This is a genomic window from Pseudomonas sp. AK106 (genome assembly GCF_053903055.1).
Genome location: NZ_CP096426.1, coordinates 3,359,127 through 3,374,719 on the forward strand (window position 1 = coordinate 3,359,127; position 15,593 = coordinate 3,374,719).

Annotated in this window: 10 protein-coding genes; 4 read left to right on the top strand and 6 right to left on the bottom strand. The window is 63.5% G+C overall.

The window, feature by feature from the left end; genetic code table 11:
* Positions 1-92: 92 nt before the first annotated feature.
* Positions 93-2,924: a sensor domain-containing phosphodiesterase gene (locus M1E04_RS14905; RefSeq protein ID WP_296310481.1), complete on the bottom strand. Its 2,832-nt coding sequence runs from the start codon at positions 2,922-2,924 to the stop codon at positions 93-95.
* A 377-nt stretch (positions 2,925-3,301) separates the two neighbouring features.
* Between M1E04_RS14905 and M1E04_RS14910 the strand changes: the two genes are divergently transcribed.
* The 4 genes from M1E04_RS14910 (at position 3,302) to M1E04_RS14925 (ending at position 8,658) form a co-directional block, all read left to right on the top strand.
* Positions 3,302-4,366 carry an NAD(P)-dependent alcohol dehydrogenase gene (locus M1E04_RS14910; RefSeq protein WP_456291596.1) on the top strand — a complete coding sequence of 355 codons (1,065 nt, stop codon included), beginning with the start codon at positions 3,302-3,304 and terminating at the stop codon, positions 4,364-4,366.
* Between the two features lie 391 nt (positions 4,367-4,757).
* The gene (locus tag M1E04_RS14915) at positions 4,758-5,429 is read left to right on the top strand and encodes a (2Fe-2S)-binding protein (RefSeq protein WP_296310476.1); all 672 of its coding nucleotides are present in this window, start codon (positions 4,758-4,760) and stop codon (positions 5,427-5,429) included.
* Positions 5,429-6,412, top strand: coding sequence for an FAD binding domain-containing protein (locus tag M1E04_RS14920; protein ID WP_192131935.1), 984 nt, complete (start codon positions 5,429-5,431; stop codon positions 6,410-6,412). Before M1E04_RS14915 ends, M1E04_RS14920 begins: the two co-directional genes overlap by 1 nt.
* A 14-nt stretch (positions 6,413-6,426) precedes the next feature.
* Positions 6,427-8,658 carry a xanthine dehydrogenase family protein molybdopterin-binding subunit gene (locus M1E04_RS14925; RefSeq protein WP_456291597.1) on the top strand — a complete coding sequence of 744 codons (2,232 nt, stop codon included), beginning with the start codon at positions 6,427-6,429 and terminating at the stop codon, positions 8,656-8,658.
* Positions 8,659-8,936: 278 nt separating this feature from the next.
* On the opposite strand, the gene xylB is transcribed toward M1E04_RS14925, so the two are convergent.
* The 5 genes from xylB to M1E04_RS14950 form a co-directional block, all read right to left on the bottom strand.
* Positions 8,937-10,421, bottom strand: coding sequence for a xylulokinase (xylB, locus tag M1E04_RS14930; RefSeq protein ID WP_456291598.1), 1,485 nt, complete (start codon positions 10,419-10,421; stop codon positions 8,937-8,939).
* Between the two features lie 86 nt (positions 10,422-10,507).
* Positions 10,508-11,506 carry a LacI family DNA-binding transcriptional regulator gene (locus M1E04_RS14935; RefSeq protein WP_456291599.1) on the bottom strand — a complete coding sequence of 333 codons (999 nt, stop codon included), beginning with the start codon at positions 11,504-11,506 and terminating at the stop codon, positions 10,508-10,510.
* A gap of 26 nt (positions 11,507-11,532) precedes the next feature.
* A complete protein-coding gene (locus tag M1E04_RS14940; RefSeq protein ID WP_065987079.1) occupies positions 11,533-12,474 on the bottom strand; it encodes an ABC transporter substrate-binding protein in 942 nt (313 codons plus the stop codon).
* A gap of 64 nt (positions 12,475-12,538) precedes the next feature.
* A complete protein-coding gene (locus M1E04_RS14945; RefSeq protein WP_065987077.1) occupies positions 12,539-13,531 on the bottom strand; it encodes an ABC transporter permease subunit in 993 nt (330 codons plus the stop codon).
* 15 nt (positions 13,532-13,546) lie between these two features.
* Entirely contained in the window at positions 13,547-15,124 is a 1,578-nt protein-coding gene (locus tag M1E04_RS14950) for a sugar ABC transporter ATP-binding protein (RefSeq protein WP_456293201.1), read from the bottom strand.
* Between the last annotated feature and the right edge of the window lie 469 nt (positions 15,125-15,593).

Below are 15,593 nucleotides of genomic sequence, written 5' to 3' on the forward strand. Positions count from 1 at the left end.
GCGTTGACTCGCCCCGGAGAGAAATGTTGCGGAATGTTTCACGATATCGCGACGGCCGACCTGAGTCATCTCCCCAGACCGGCCGCCCTGTGTTACAGCAACGCGCTCAAATCCAGCTTGTCCTGGGGCACCGGCATCGAGAAGTAGTAACCCTGCGCCTGACCCGCGCCCATTTCCCGCAGCAGATCCAGGGTCGCGGCGTCTTCCACTCCCTCCGCCACCACCGTCAGCCCGAGGGATTCGGCCATCCGCACAATGGCGCGAACGATGGCCCGGCTGCGGGAGCTGGTGGTCAGTTCCAGGGTGAACGACTTGTCGATCTTGAGCCCGCTGAAGTGGTACTGATGCACGTAACTGAGGGAGGAGAACCCGGCGCCGAAGTCATCAAGGACCACCGACACGCCGTTGTCCGCCAGGTGCTTCATGGCCTGGCGTGCCAGCTCGGGCTCGGCCACCAGCGCGCCTTCGGTGAGTTCCAGGCAGATACGCGATGCCGCCACGCCATGCTGGTTGAGCAAACCCAGCACCTCGCTGGAAAATTCCGGACGGGTGATGCTGTAGCTGGAGCAGTTGACGTGCACCGTCGGCCAGTGCGTATGGTCGGGATGGGCAAGGATCGCCACCACTTGCTGCAGCATGTACAGGTCCAGCCGGCCGATCAGGCGCAGGCCTTCCAGCGCCGGCAGAAACTGCCCCGGCGCGACGATCCGGCCATCGGCCTGACGCCAGCGAATAAGGGCTTCGAGGGCCAGAATCCGGCCGCTGGCGACATCGATGATTGGCTGGAAGTACGGCACCAGTTCGTCGGTGCGCTTGAGGGCATTGCGCAGCGCGGTCTCCTGCTCCATCTGGTCGGACACCTCGCGGCGCACTTCCTGGTTGAACACGGCGTAGCTGTCGCGCCCGGCATTCTTGACCCGGTACATGGCGGTGTCGGCGTCACGGAGCAAATCCGCCGGCTCGCTGTGAAACTGCAGGTCAGCGCCGACCACGCCGATGCTGCACGACGAAAACACCGCGTGGCCGTCGATGTAGAACGGCACGTCGAAGGCCAGCAGAATGCGCTCGGCAATCGCCACGGTGATGTCCGGCGGCGCGGCGTAGGCCAGTACGGCGAATTCATCACCGCCCAGCCGGGCGAGCAAATCACTGTCGCGCATGCACTGGCGCAGCCGGTCAGCTGCCTGGATCAGCAGCAAGTCACCTGAATGATGGCCGAGGCTGTCGTTGACCATTTTGAAGCGGTCGAGGTCGATAAACATCACCGCCAGTTCCTCGCCCTTCTCACAGAATTTCTCCCACGCGTCCCTCAGGCGCTGCTGCAAATGGCTGCGGTTGGGCAGGCCGGTCAGCGCGTCGTGGGCGTTTTCGTGTTGCAGCTTGGCGTTGGCGTAGTCCAGCTCCCGGGTGCGGTCCTGAACCCGCGCTTCCAGACGCAGATTGGCGGTATGAATGGCCTCGGCAGCGCTGCGTCGGGACAAGGCCGTGTCGATGTGGCGTGACACGAAGGTCAGCAGCTCCTGATCGCGCAACGAGTAGCTGACATGGGAGGTGTAGCTCTGCACCGCCAGCACGCCACGCACCACGTCGCCGTCGAACAACGGAATGCCCAGCCACGAGCTCGACCGGTTGACCTCGTTCTGCAGGGTGATCTCGCCGATGCTTTCCAGCCAGCGCGCCTCGGCACCGTCGATCAGGCACGGCCGGCGCTGGCGGATGACGTACTCGGTAAAGCCCCGCTCGCCACGGCGCGGGTCAGGGCGGCGGGTCAGGCGTTCGTCCACGTAGTAGGGAAACGTCACCTCGCCGGTGGCGTCGTCGAACAGCGCGATATAGAAGTTAAGGGCAAACAGCAGTTCGCCAACGATGCCGTGCAGGCTTTTGAACAGGTCGGTCATGTCGCCGGGTTGGCTGGACAGCTCTGTGATCTGGAACAGCGCGCTCTGCAAGTGCTCGGCGCGTTCGCGGTCGGCCACTTCGTTGCGCAGGGCGTCGTTCAGGCGGGACAGCTCAAGGGTGCGGCGGGCGACGGTTTCTTCCAGTTGCGCGCGGTGCAGGATGCGGTCCAGGGCCATCGCGACGTGGCGCGCCACCACCAGAAACAGCTCCTGATCCTCGACGCTGTAGACCCGGGCCACATCGTAGACCTGCATCGCCAGCATGCCGAACACGTCGTCGGAGGCGTTTTTCAGCGGCGCGCCCATCCAGAATTCGGGGCGATGGCCCACGCAGTGAAACCGATCCAGCACGCGTGCCCGCTCGATGGCGGCGGCGTCAACGAACAGCGCCTGCTCGGTGGTCAGCACATAACCGGTCATGGACAGCCGCTCGGGATCGAGAAACTCGTAGGTTTCCGCTTCGAGGGCGTCGAGGTCAGTGATGTCAATGTAATAAGGGTAGGTGATCTTCCCGCTGTGGCTTTCGTAGAGCGCGAGGTAAAAGTTTTCTGCGTCGATCAGGGTCGAGAGCTGCTGGTGCACGCCCTGCAAAAACGCCGAGCGGTCACGGGTGGAGCTGGCCAGGTAAGTGATTTCATAGAGCACCCGCTGGGTGGCCTGGGCCCGGGCCAGCGCATCGGTTTGCAGGCGCAGGCCGAGGCGGCCGGCCAGCTCGGCGAAGTACGGATCGTCGGAGTGCGCCTCCGGCATCAACAGCCAGCCCAACGCGGACTCGCCATGGCCGGTCACCCAACGCTGCAGATGGTGCTGGCGGCAGTAACCGTCGAATTCCTCCCGGGGGATCAACGTTGGCCAGTCCGTGGCGGAACAGCCCTGCCCCAGCAGGTGCATTTGCTGGCCGGCACGATAAGCGGCCCAGGTCAAGGTGGGTGCAGTCTGCCGGGCGGCGCGCAGCAAGGCGTCCAACGAACTTTCCCCGGACAACCCGACCGCGGTCAGGGCGTCGTTATCGACGGGCGCAGGCATACAATCGTCGGCAATGGACGTGTACCCGCAGGGGGTCGAAAGTGGGAAATTCATAGGCGCTCCATTGCCAGCGTCGGACTGCGCTATCTTCATGGGGTGTGACAGAAGGTTGCAAGCGGCATATTCGGATTTGCAGTCTATTCGCGACGAAAAAACCGGTTTCCACGACATTTATTGCAATTACCCGCCGCACGGCACGGTAGCGCCCTGCAAATTGAAAGATTTGACCCGGCACCCTGTTGACTCAGTGCGCTTCATACAGCTCGCCAAACAGCCCGGCGGCGACGGTTTCATGTTTCGGCATTGACCTTTGAGCGCCCTCGCCTGTCACTGATTGCTGTTACCCGTCTTTTTGCCTCACTGGAGATGATCACCCAATGATAAAGACTTACAGCTACGCCGCGCAAAAACCCACTGACAAACTGGCCCCGCTGCACATCGAGCGCCGCGAGCCGGGGGCCGACGATGTGCAGATCGACATCCTGTTCTGTGGCGTCTGCCACTCGGACCTGCACACCGCACGCAACGAATGGAACAACACCCTGTATCCGTCGGTGCCGGGCCACGAGATTGTCGGCAAGGTCACGGCCGTCGGCGCCAACGTCACCCACTTCAAGGTCGGCGACCTCGCCGGCGTCGGCTGCATGGTCGACAGCTGCCAGCACTGCGCGTCCTGCGCGGAAGGCGAAGAGCAATACTGCGAGAACGGCTTCACCGGCACTTACAACGGCCCGGTGTTTGGCGGCGAGAACACCTTTGGCGGTTACTCCGACAAGATCGTGGTGAAAGAGAAGTTCGTCCTGAAGATTTCCCACAGCGACAATCTGGCCGCCGTCGCCCCGCTGCTCTGCGCCGGGATCACCACTTACTCGCCGCTGCACCACTGGAAAGTCGGCCCGGGCAAGAAGGTCGGCGTCGTCGGGCTGGGCGGTCTCGGTCACATGGCGGTGAAGATCGCCCATGCCATGGGCGCTCACGTGGTGCTGTTCACCACGTCGCCGAACAAGCGCGAAGACGGCCTGCGCCTGGGCGCCGATGAAGTCATCGTGTCGAAAAACGCCGATGAAATGGCGACCCAGGCCAATCAGCTCGACTTCATCCTCAACACCGTGGCGGCGCCACACAACCTTGATCCGTTCCTGAACCTGCTCAAGCGTGACGGCACCATGACCCTGGTGGGCGCGCCGGATCAGCCGCACCCGTCGCCAGGGGTGTTCAACCTGATCTTCAAACGCCGCAGCATCGCCGGCTCGCTCATCGGCGGGATTCAGGAAACCCAGAACATGCTAGACTTCTGTGCGAAGCACGGCATCGTCTCCGACATCGAGATGATCCACATGAAGGACATCAACGAAGCCTACGAACGCATGATCAAGGGTGACGTGAAGTACCGCTTTGTCATCGACATGGCGACATTGAAAGAAGAAGCGTCGGCCGCCTGACGCTGAACGTCCCCGGGCCGGATTCCGCGGCCCGGGCACTTGTAACATCCTGTGATTTTTCCGCTCGAGAAATATCCGCAACCATCCCCCGGTGCCTCGGTCACAACCCTTGAGCCATGGCCAGCACTGCCTGCTTTAACTGAGTCCGACAAGGCGCCAGCCCTCGTTGCTGACACAAACGCCACGGATTAGAAAGCACAGCTCACAAGTGCATGCACGGATTCAACGAAATGCCATGCCTGCGCATTGGTTATCGTGAACGCCTGCCGTCACATTGAAAAACTGCCGTTGCCCCAGCCCTACTGCATGCCGATCCACCTGCCGTCCCTGCCCGCGCGTCCGCCCACCGTCGGCCGCCAGGTCTGACCCAACGCTGACGAGGAACCCTTTCATGACCGATCAGCCTGATCGCCCCAATAAAGAAGAACTGGCTTGTGACCTCAAGGCCTTCACTGTCCCTTCTCGCCGCAATTTCCTGAAATCCATCGGCGTGTCCAGCCTTGCTGCCGCGACGGCGCCGATCTGGACCCAGGCGCTGGAAGCCCAGGCCGCCGTCGCCGATGACCTCGACCCGCCCGCGGCCGACGAGCGGCGCATGACCCTGAAGGTCAACGGCCAGGCCCACACCCTGAACCTGCCGGCCAACGCTGCGTTGCTGGATGTACTGCGCGATCGCCTGCAACTCACCGGCACCAAGAAAGGCTGCGACCACGGCCAGTGCGGCGCCTGCACGGTTCACGTGAATGGCGTAGCGATCAATTCGTGCCTGTCCCTCGCAGCCATGCACGAAGGCGACGACATCACCACCATCGAAGGCCTGGCGCAAAACGGCACGCTGCACCCGGTGCAGGAAGCTTTCTGGGAACACGATGCCTACCAGTGCGGCTATTGCACTTCCGGGCAGATCATGAGCGCCGCGGCCTTGCTCAAAGACAAGAACATCGGCACCGACGACCACAGCGTGCGCGAAGCCATGAGCGGCAACATTTGCCGCTGCGGCGCGTACAAGAACATCCTCGCGGCGATCCAGTCGGCGCGCATCAAAGTCCAGGAGGTGAGCTGATGAGAGCCTTTGATTACGTACGCGCCAGCAGCGTCGAACAGGCCGTGACGACCCACGCAAAAAGCCCGACGACCTTCTTCCTAGCCGGTGGCACGACGCTCCTTGACCTGGTCAAGCTCGACATCATGCCGGCCGATCAGGTGATCGACGTCAACCACCTGTCCCTCAAGCAGATCGAGGTGCAGAAGGACGGCAGCGTGCGCATCGGTGCGCTGGTCAGCAATACCGAACTGGCCCATCACTCGCACATCGTCGAGCACTACGCCGTGCTGTCCCAGGCGCTGCTCTCCGGCGCCACGACTCAGTTGCGCAACAAGGCCACCACGGCTGGCAACGTGATGCAGCGGGTGCGCTGCAACTATTTCCGCGACGGCTATTCGCCCTGCAACAAGCGCGAACCGGGCTCGGGTTGCGCCGCTATCGACGGGCATAATCGCAGCGTGCACGCGGTGCTCGGCACCAGCGACCAGTGCATTGCCTCCCATCCTTCAGACATGTGCGTGGCGATGGTCGCCATTGGTGCGACGGTCGAGGTGCAGGGTCCGAAAGGCAAGCGCAGCGTTGACTTCGCTGACTTCCACCTGCTGCCCGGCTCGACGCCGTGGAAAGAACACGCGCTGCTGGACGATGAGTTGATCACCCACGTGGTCCTGGCCGCGCCGCTGGCCGGTAATAAGTCCGCTTACCTGAAACTGCGCGATCGCGCCTCCTACCAATTCGCCCTGGCGTCCAGCGCGGTGATTGTCGTCATGGACGGCCAGACCGTGCGCGAAGCGCGGGTGGCACTGGGCGGCGTCGGCACCAAACCCTGGCGTTCGATCGAAGCCGAGCAGGCGTTGAAGGGCCAGACCCTGACGCCGCAGACCCTCGAGAAAGTCGCCGCCATCGCCCTCAAGGGCGCCAAAGCCTATCGCCATAACGCCTACAAGATCGCGTTGGGGCAACAGGCCATCGTGCGCAATCTCGGCACCTTGAACGCCTGACCGGAGGATTCACCATGACTGATGCAATGATTGGCTCGGCACCCCGCCGCATCGATGGCCAGCGTAAGGTCACCGGCAGCGCGATGTACGCGTCCGACCATCACCTGAACAATATGGCTTACGGCTACGGTGTATTCAGCACCGTCGCCAGCGGCAAGATCACCGGCCTGGATCTGGACGCGGCGCGTAAATCGCCGGGCGTGCTGGAGATTCTGCATCACGGCAACTTCCCGCCGCTCTATCACAACTCGACGCTGCCGATGTCGTTTGCGCAGATCCTCAAGGCAGCCAAGTCCGACGAAAGCCGCCTGCCGTTCGAGGACGACACCGTGCACTACGCCGGGCAGTTCGTCGCCCTGGTGGTGGCCGACACCTTCGAGCATGCGCGGGCCGCGGCCTACAAGATCAAAGTCAGCTACAGCAAGACCGACGCGGTCGCCAACCTCGAACAAGGCTTGAAAGCCGGCGCCTTGCAGGACGGCAGCCCGAACCACACCCGGGGTGACGCCGCCGCTGCGTTCGACAGTGCCGCTCACAGCATCGACGCCACCTACTCGACCCCCGTCGAAACCCACAACCCGATGGAAATGCACGCCACGGTCGCCAGTTGGGAAGACGGGCGCCTGATCGTCTACGAAGCCACCCAGGGCGTGGTCGCCCACCGCAATTCCCTGGCGAAGATCTTCGGCCTGATCCCGGAGAAGGTCGAGGTGCGTGCGCCGTTCATTGGCTCGGGTTTCGGCAGCAAGCTGTGGATCTGGCCGCACTCGGTCGCCGCCTGCGCCGCCGCCAAGGTGCTCAAGCGTCCCGTGCAGCTGGTCGTGCCGCGCCAGCAAATGTTCACCACCACCGGCCATCGCCCGGAGACCCGTCAGCGCATGCGCCTGGCAACCGACGACAAGGGCAAGCTGCTGTCGGTGCGCCACGAATCCATCAACACCACGTCCTTTACCGACCCGTACAAGGAAAACTGCGGCACCTCGACCAAGAGCCTCTACAGCTGCGCGAACGTGCTGGTCACCCACAAGATCATCGAGGTCAATCGCGGCACGCCGACCTCCATGCGTGCGCCAGGTGCTGCGCCGGGGCTGTTCGCCCTGGAGTCGGCCATGGACGAGATGGCGGAAAAGATCGGCATGGACCCGCTGGCATTCCGCAAGCTCAACGTCTCCGAGCGCGATGAAAGCCAGAACCTGCCGTGGTCGAGCAATCATTTGCAGGAGTGCATCGACAAGGCCGCCGAGCGCTTCGGCTGGAACAAACGCAACCCGGCGCCGGGTTCGATGAAGGACGGCACCGAGATCATCGGGTATGGCATGGCCGCCTGTAACTGGGACGCCTATCGCACGCCGGCAGAGGCGCAGGTTGCGCTGCGCGCCGACGGCACGGCCTGGGCCATTTGCGGGGTGCAGGACATCGGCACCGGCACCTACACCATCGTGGCTCAAGTGGTCAGCAGCATCACCGGCATCCCGCTGGACAAGATCGAGGTCGAGCTGGGCAATTCGTCGTTCCCGCCGGCGCCGGTGTCGGGGGGATCATGGGCGACCGCCAGTGTGCTGCCGGCCATTGCCGAGGCCACCCGCCAGGCCGTTGACCAGTTGAAGGCGTTCGCGACTGCGCCCAAGGGCGTGTTTGCCGGGGTCAAGGCTGATCAGGTGAGTTTCGAGCAGGGTCAGTTGAAAAGCGGCGACAAGACCTTTGCCATCGCCGACGTGCTCAAGGCGCAGAAGCAGTCCAGCGCGTTCGGTGAAGCCAAAACCGGCATGAACGACACCAGCAAGCATTCGTTTCGCTCGTTCGGCGTGCATTTCGTTGAAGTACGCTGGGACCCGGGCATCTCGCGGCTGCGCGTGTCGCGGGTGGTGAGTGCGATTGACGTGGGCAAGGTGATCAACCAGAAAACCGCGCTCAATCAGGTCGAAGGCGCCATCGTCATGGGCGTCGGCATGGCGCTGTTTGAGGCGACGGACTTCGACGAGCGCAACGGCATGCCGGTGAACAATAACTACGCCGAATACGTGGTGCCGGTGCACGCCGACCAGCCGGAGATCGATGTGATCCTGCTGGACTACCCGGACTTCGAGCTCAACGAGTTCGGCGCTCGCGGTATTGGTGAAATCGGCATCACCGGCCTGGCTGCGGCGGTGGCGAATGCGGTTTCACACGCTACCGGCAAACGCATTCGGGATCTGCCGATTACGCTGGATAAATTGATGGAGTTGCCGCCGACGATGAAGGTCTGAGCCGGGATTCCAGTGGGCTAACCGCCCTCTTCCCGGCTAAAGCCGGTCCTACGCACCGCATGCCGTCAGTGGGACCGGCTTTATGGTGGGACCGGCTGTATGGTAGGACCGGCTTTAGCCGGGAAGCCTTTGATGTTGATTGATCGTTCCCACCCTCTGCCTGGAAACACCAAACCTGTGGGAGCGAGCTTGCTCGCGAAGATGTATCACATCCGCTAAACCTCCAGCGGATGAAATGCAGTCTTCGTGAGCAAGCTCACTCCCCCACACTCCGAACGTCACCAACGCAATCCCTGCGCGGCACCGAGCAAGCCTTTGAATTTCCCGTAGCGGGCCTTCAACGCCCCCTGCACCGCCGGCATCGGCTGATACCGCGCCTTCACCGCCATCCCCCGCTTCAGCCACTCGGCCCCCTCCCCGATCGACAGAAATCCCAGCTTCGCCGCGCCAATGCAGGCGCTGAGTTCGCTGCCGTGCAACGTGTACACCTCGCGATCAAGGATGTTGGCGAGTAACTGCGCCCAGTATTCGCTGCGTGCACCGCCGCCCACCAGGGCGCAGGCGTTAACCGTCGCGCCGGCGGACAGCGTGGCGTTCATCGCGTCCAGCAGCCCGAAACCGACGCCCTCCAGTACCGCATAACCCAGCATCGCTGGCGTGCAGTCATGGGCCAGGTTCATGAATCCACCGCGCAACAGCGGGTCGTTGTGGGGCGTGCGCTCGCCCGCGAGGTAGGGCAGAAACAGTGGGCTGGAAACCGCCACCGGCTGATCGACCGGCAACTCAGCGTGAACCTGATCGAGCAACGCCTGCTCACTGGGCTGACCCAGCAACCGAGTGACCCAGCGCAGGCAACTCGCCCCGGCCAGCATCGCGCCCATGGTGTACCACCGCTGCGGCAGCGCGTGGCAGAAGCTGTGCACGGCGCTGCCCGGATTGCCCGCCGGATGGTCGGTGATCGCGACGATGGCCGCACTGGTGCCGAGGGTAACGAACGCATCACCGGCGTTGATCGCGCCGATGCCCACCGCCGAAACCGGGTTGTCACCCCCGCCTGCGGCCACGGGCAGACCCAGCGGCAGCCCCAGGGCATCCGCCGCCTCGGCACTCAGCCCGGCCGACGGTTGATCGGCCTCCAGCAACCGGGGCATCTGCTCGATCGTCAGCCCGGTGGCGTGAAGCATCGGCGCGTACCACTCGCGCTTGGCCACATCCAGCCACAACGTGCCAGCGGCGTCAGACATGTCGCTCACCTGCTCGCCGGTCAGCAGCAAGCGCAGGTAATCCTTCGGTGACAGCACGCTGGCGATACGCGCAAACACCTGCGGTTCGTGCTGCTGCATCCACAGAAGCTTCGGCGCGGTGAGCCCGGCCATGGCCAGGCTGCCGGTGACGCCGGCGTACTCCGGAAAATCGTTGTTCAGCTGCGATGCCTGAAGCACAGCGCGGGAGTCGTCCCAAAGAATCGCCGGGTACAGCACCTGCTCCGCCGCACCCAACAGAACGGCACCGTGCATCTGCCCCGACAAGCCGATGCAGCCGACCCGCGCCCATGCCTGGGGATCGCTTGCCCGCAACTGCCCGAGCGCTGACAGGCAGGCCTGCCACCAATCGGCGGGGTTCTGCTCCGACCAGCCCGACTGCCGGCGGCTGACTTCCACCCGCGCACCGGCCTGGGCCAGCACCACGCCTTCGCCGTCCAGCAGCACGGCCTTGAGCTCGGACGTGCCGAGGTCAAGGCCCAGGGAAACAAGGTGATTCATGAAAATTCGGTTCCTGAAAGTTGGTGCTTGAGCGTTCGGTGCTTAAGAGTTCAGTGCCTGAAAATCCGGTGACTGGCAGCGGACGCTCAAGGGCACCCGCACGAGTTGCGAATCCGTAAGGTCGGCGCCAGTCGCTCCGACACTCGTTTGCCCTCGGGCTTATCAATGCGCTGCAACAGCAACTGCACCGCCCGCGCGCCCAGGGCCTGCACCGGCTGAGCAATCACGCTCAAGCGCGGCAGGAAAAAATCCGCCCAGTCGAAATCATCAAAACCCACCAGCGCCATTTGCTCGGGCACGTCGATGTGGGCGTCACGCAAGGCGTGCATCGCGCCAATGGTCATCAGGTTATTCGCCGCCAGAATCGCCGTGGGCGGCGGGTTCAAGCGCAACAACTGAGCAGTGGCGACCCGTGCGGATTCGCTGTTCGACTCGCCGTCGATCAGCAACTGCGGATCCCACGGTACGTCAGCGTCCAACAGCGCCTGCCGGTAGCCCTCGATCCGCTCCTCCGTCGTGCTCAGGCCGCGATGCCCGGCAATCATGCCGATGCGCCGGTGACCGTGGCCGATCAGATGAGCGACCAACTCGCGGGTGGCCTGGCGATTCTCGACGCCGACCTGATCGAAACCCTCGACCGCCATCCGGTCCACCAGCACGCTGGGAATGGCGTTGCTGCGCAGGTAGGCCAACGCAGCCTGCTGCGGGTCGCTGGACGGCGCGAGCAGAATCCCGTCGACGCGACGATGGTGCAGCGCCTGAACCACGCGCAGTTCCTGGGCGGGATCGTCGTGGGTGTCGACGAACAACATCATGATGCCGTGGCGCGCGCATTCGGTTTCGATGGCGTGCACGGTCTCGCTGAAATAGTGGTTCGACAGCGCCGAGATCGCCACGCCGATGGTGTTGGTGAGCGAACGGGCCAGCGAGCGCGCCAGGGTGTTGGGGACGTAGCCCAACTCCTGAACCGCCCGCTGCACCGCTTCCACCGTCTTGGCGCTGACCTTGCGCGTGCCGTTGAGCACGTGTGAAACGGTCGACGTCGACACCCGCGCCCGCTTCGCCACGTCTTCCATTTTGATCACGGCGCTGACTCCTTCAGGCCTGCGTCTCAGTGCTTGCTGGACCAGCCGCTGTAGGAACCGACGTTGTCGCGAGTGATCAGTTTCGGCGTGAGTTGGGTGACCGCTTCAGCCGGCTTTTTGTCGTTGAGCAGATCGTTACCAATGACCACTGCTTGCTGCGCCATGGCCCAAGGGTCCTGGCTGGCAGAGGCCTGAATCGAGGTGTCGGCCTTGAGGGCCTGCTCGATGTCTGGCGCGCCGTCCACCGATGTGATGACGATGCCGCTGCGTTTCAGTTGCTTGGCGGCCAGGTCACTGCCGATCGCCTGGGGGTCGTTGATCGCGAACAGGCCGTCGATTTTCGGGAAGCGCGTCAGGTAACCCTGCATCGCGTTCAGGCCACCTTCGCGGGAGCCTTTGGCGTCCTGATCGTCGGAGAGAATCTTGATGTCCGGCGCGGCGGCGAAGGCCGATTTGCAACCGGTGACGCGATCGGTGACGGCGGTCACCTGCGGGCCGTTCTGGATGATCACGTTGCCCTTGCCCGACAGCTTGTCGACGATGAACTGGCAGGCCAGCTTGCCCGCTTCGACGTTGTCGGTCTGCACGGTGGCATCGACGCCGGCAGCGCTGACGTCGACGGCCACGACCTTGATGCCGGCGGCCTGTGCCTTTTTGACGGCCGAAGCAATGGCCTTCGGGTCCACCGCGTTGATCAGGATCAGGTCGACGCCCGAGGCAATAAAGTTGTCGATCTGCGAGAACTGCTTGCTCAGGTCGTAATCGGCGGAGACGGAGGTCACTTTGACAGCGGGGTTGAGCTCCATGGCCTTGGCCTTGGCGCCGTCGGCCAGGGTGACGAAATACGGGTTGCCCAGGGAACCGAGGGTGATGCCGACGGATTTCAGCTCGCGGGCTTCAACGCCCTGGGACAGCAACGCGGCCAGGCACAGGGACACGACAGCGGGGAATTTGCGTTTGACGTTCATGGGTTCTCTCTTGTGATTATTGTCGGAGTCTTCGTTGAAACGCGTGCAGCCATACAAGGTTGGATCAGGTCCGCGCACCGGATTGGCGATAGCGGTCCAGGGCCACCGCCCCGATGATGACGATGCCTTTGATGATGTATTGCCAGATATCGGAAACGCCCAGCAGCACCAGACCGTTGGTCAACACGGCGATGATCAGCGCGCCAATCAGGGTGCCGCCGATGGTGCCGACGCCGCCGGTGAAACTGGTGCCGCCAAGGATCACCGCCGCGATGGCGTCGAGCTCGTAGGACTGGCCCAGCTGCAGGCCGTTGGCAGCGAACAGGCGGGAAGCGCTCATCACCGCGCCGAGACCGGCCAGCGCACCGGAAACCGCGTAGACGAACAGCAACACCTTCCACACCTTGATCCCGGACAGGCGCGCCGCTTCGGGATTGCCGCCCACCGAGTAGATCTGCACGCCCATCACCGTGCGGCGCAGGATGAACCACGACGCCGCGATGACTGCGACGGCGATGATCACCAGCCACGGCACGCCGAGCACCGAGTCGTTGCCGATGAAGGCGAACGGCAGGTCGGGGTTGAACACGGTTTTGTCGTCGGCCAGCAGACGCGCCAGGCCGCGCATGGCGGTGAGTGCGCCGAGGGTGACGATGAACGGCGGCAGGCGCATGAACGCGATCAGTCCACCGTTGACCAGCCCCAGCAGCAGGCCGAAGCCGACACCGGCGGCGATGCCGAGCATGCCGAACTGCGGTGACATCGACGCTTGCAGGGCGACCACTGCAGAGGCCGCGAGAATCGCCCCCACGGACAGGTCGATGCCGGCGGTCAGAATGACGAAGGTCATGCCCGCCGCCAACACCACGTTGACCGAGGCCTGCTGGGTGATGATCGACAGGTTCTGCCAGCTCATGAAGGTGTCGGTCATCAGCGAAAAGCCGATCAGCAACAGGATCAGCACCGGCAGCATGCCGACGGTGCGCATCAGTTCGCGGACCCGTTCACGCTTGCTGATGGCGGCAACGGTGGGCGAGTTTTCCAGGGGCAGACTCATGGCCTGGGTTCCTTTTTATTGTTGTTGAATGGGGTGGTCGAAAGTATCGCGGGCGCCGTGGGCCGCGGCGGCTGCGGCGTTCTCGCTCCCCGTCGCCAGATCGATGATCCGCTCCTGGGAGATCTCTTGCCCCGACGCCCCGCCGACTTCGGCCACCAGCTCGCCTTCGCGCATGATCAGCACGCGGTCGCAGGTGCCGATGATTTCCGGCAGCTCGCTGGAGATCACCACAATGCCGACGCCGGCCTTGGCCAGTTCGTTGATGATGCGGTAGATCTCGGACTTCGAGCCGATGTCCACGCCGCGGGTGGGCTCATCGAGAATCAGCACGTGGGGCTTGACCTCCAGCAGCCGCGCCAGCAGCACTTTCTGCTGATTGCCGCCGGACAGCGCGCCGACATTCACCTTGCCCGACGCCACGCGGATCGACAGCGAACGGATCGCCTCGATTGCCCGCTGTGCGCCACGGCCGCGATCCAGCACGCCACCGGCATGGGCGTCGGGCACGCAGGCGCAGACGTTGATGTTGTCGCGCACGCTCATGTCCAGAAACAGGCCCTGGGCCTTGCGATCTTCGGTCAGGTAAACCACCCCCGCACGGATGGCGTCGGTGGGGTTGCGCAGATCGGTGATCGCCTTGCCGGCCACTTCAAGGCTGCCGGAGGTGCGCGAATCGGCAGCGAAAATCAGTCGCGCCAGTTCCGTGCGCCCTGCCCCGACCAGCCCGGCGATGCCCAGCACTTCGCCCGCATGGAGATCGAAGCTGCACGGCTTGACGCGCTTGCCGTCGGCCATGTCGCGCACGCGCATCACCACCGCGCCGGGGTCGTAGGCGGCATGTTCTTTCTTGTAGAAACCGGAGAGGTCGCGGCCGACCATCATCTTCACCAGCGCCTCGGCCGACAGGCCGTCCCGTTCCAGCATGCCGACGTACTCGCCGTCGCGCAGCACTGAGACCCGGTCGGACAGCTCGTAGATTTCGGCCATGCGATGGCTGATGTAAATGATCGCCAGGCCCTGGTCACGCAGCTGCTTGATCAGCGCAAACAGGCGGTCGGTCTCCCGGGACGACAGCGGCGTGGTCGGCTCGTCCATCACCAGGATTTTCGCGTTGGCGTGCAGCGCCCGGGCAATCTCCACCAGTTGCCGCTCGGCAATGGACAGCACGCTGACCTTGGTGGAGGGTTTGAAATCGGCGCCCAGTCGCACCAGGACGTCGACGCAACCGGCCTCCATCGCTTTGCGATCGATGCTCCAGCCACGGCGCAATTCGCGGCCCAGGTAAATGTTCTCGGCGACGCTGAGGTTGGGGCAGAGACTCAGCTCCTGATAGATCACCGCGATGCCACGCGCTTTGGCAGACAAGGGGTCGAATGCGCTCAGGGCCTGGCCGTCGATGCGGATCTCGCCACCGGCGTCGGCCTGGTAAGCGCCGGACAGGATCTTCATCAGCGTCGACTTGCCCGCGCCGTTCTCGCCCATCAGGGCATGAACTTCACCGGCGTAGACCTTGAGGGCGACATTTTTCAGCACACGCAGGCCGTTGAAGGTCTTGGAAATGGCGGTCATTTCCAGCACGGGCTGGGGAGACATAGCGGGGACGGCACTCATGGCCGGGCGGCCGATGAAGCAGCAATGACGAGCGCGGGCAGCACACGCGGCAATCGAGCAGACGAGCTGATCATGTGAATCTCCGAGGTTTCTTGTTTTTATGCCTGGGCCACCTCTTTGCGGGTGACACTCGGGAATTGCTTTGAAATATTTCGGAACAGCTGAATCCTAGAACAGCTGAATCGATTCACGCAAGCGCTTGCTTTGTTATTTGGAGTTGAGGTCGTGTGGTGTGAGGTCTGGCACCTTCCCGGCTGAAGCCAGTCCTACTGCGCGGTGTTTCAGTAGGACCGGCTTCAGCCGGGAAGATGCCGGGGTGATCACCCTCGATTCTGCGGTATGAGGTCTGGCGCCTTCCCGGCTGAAGCCGGTCCTACTGGGCGCGGTGGAGGTCAGTCCCGTCGGGGTGCAATGGCAATTCAATGCACGTCGCTCATCGAGGTGAGACGTT

What these genes read in the sequence shown, in the direction of transcription:
- M1E04_RS14950 (WP_456293201.1), bottom strand. Translation starts at nt 15,124, where the DNA reads ATGTCTCCCCAGCCCGTGCTGGAAATGACCGCCATTTCCAAGACCTTC.
- xylB (WP_456291598.1), bottom strand. Translation starts at nt 10,421, where the DNA reads ATGAATCACCTTGTTTCCCTGGGCCTTGACCTCGGCACGTCCGAGCTC.
- M1E04_RS14905 (WP_296310481.1), bottom strand. Translation starts at nt 2,924, where the DNA reads ATGCCTGCGCCCGTCGATAACGACGCCCTGACCGCGGTCGGGTTGTCC.
- M1E04_RS14920 (WP_192131935.1), top strand. Translation starts at nt 5,429, where the DNA reads ATGAGAGCCTTTGATTACGTACGCGCCAGCAGCGTCGAACAGGCCGTG.
- M1E04_RS14910 (WP_456291596.1), top strand. Translation starts at nt 3,302, where the DNA reads ATGATAAAGACTTACAGCTACGCCGCGCAAAAACCCACTGACAAACTG.
- M1E04_RS14915 (WP_296310476.1), top strand. Translation starts at nt 4,758, where the DNA reads ATGACCGATCAGCCTGATCGCCCCAATAAAGAAGAACTGGCTTGTGAC.
- M1E04_RS14940 (WP_065987079.1), bottom strand. Translation starts at nt 12,474, where the DNA reads ATGAACGTCAAACGCAAATTCCCCGCTGTCGTGTCCCTGTGCCTGGCC.
- M1E04_RS14925 (WP_456291597.1), top strand. Translation starts at nt 6,427, where the DNA reads ATGACTGATGCAATGATTGGCTCGGCACCCCGCCGCATCGATGGCCAG.
- M1E04_RS14945 (WP_065987077.1), bottom strand. Translation starts at nt 13,531, where the DNA reads ATGAGTCTGCCCCTGGAAAACTCGCCCACCGTTGCCGCCATCAGCAAG.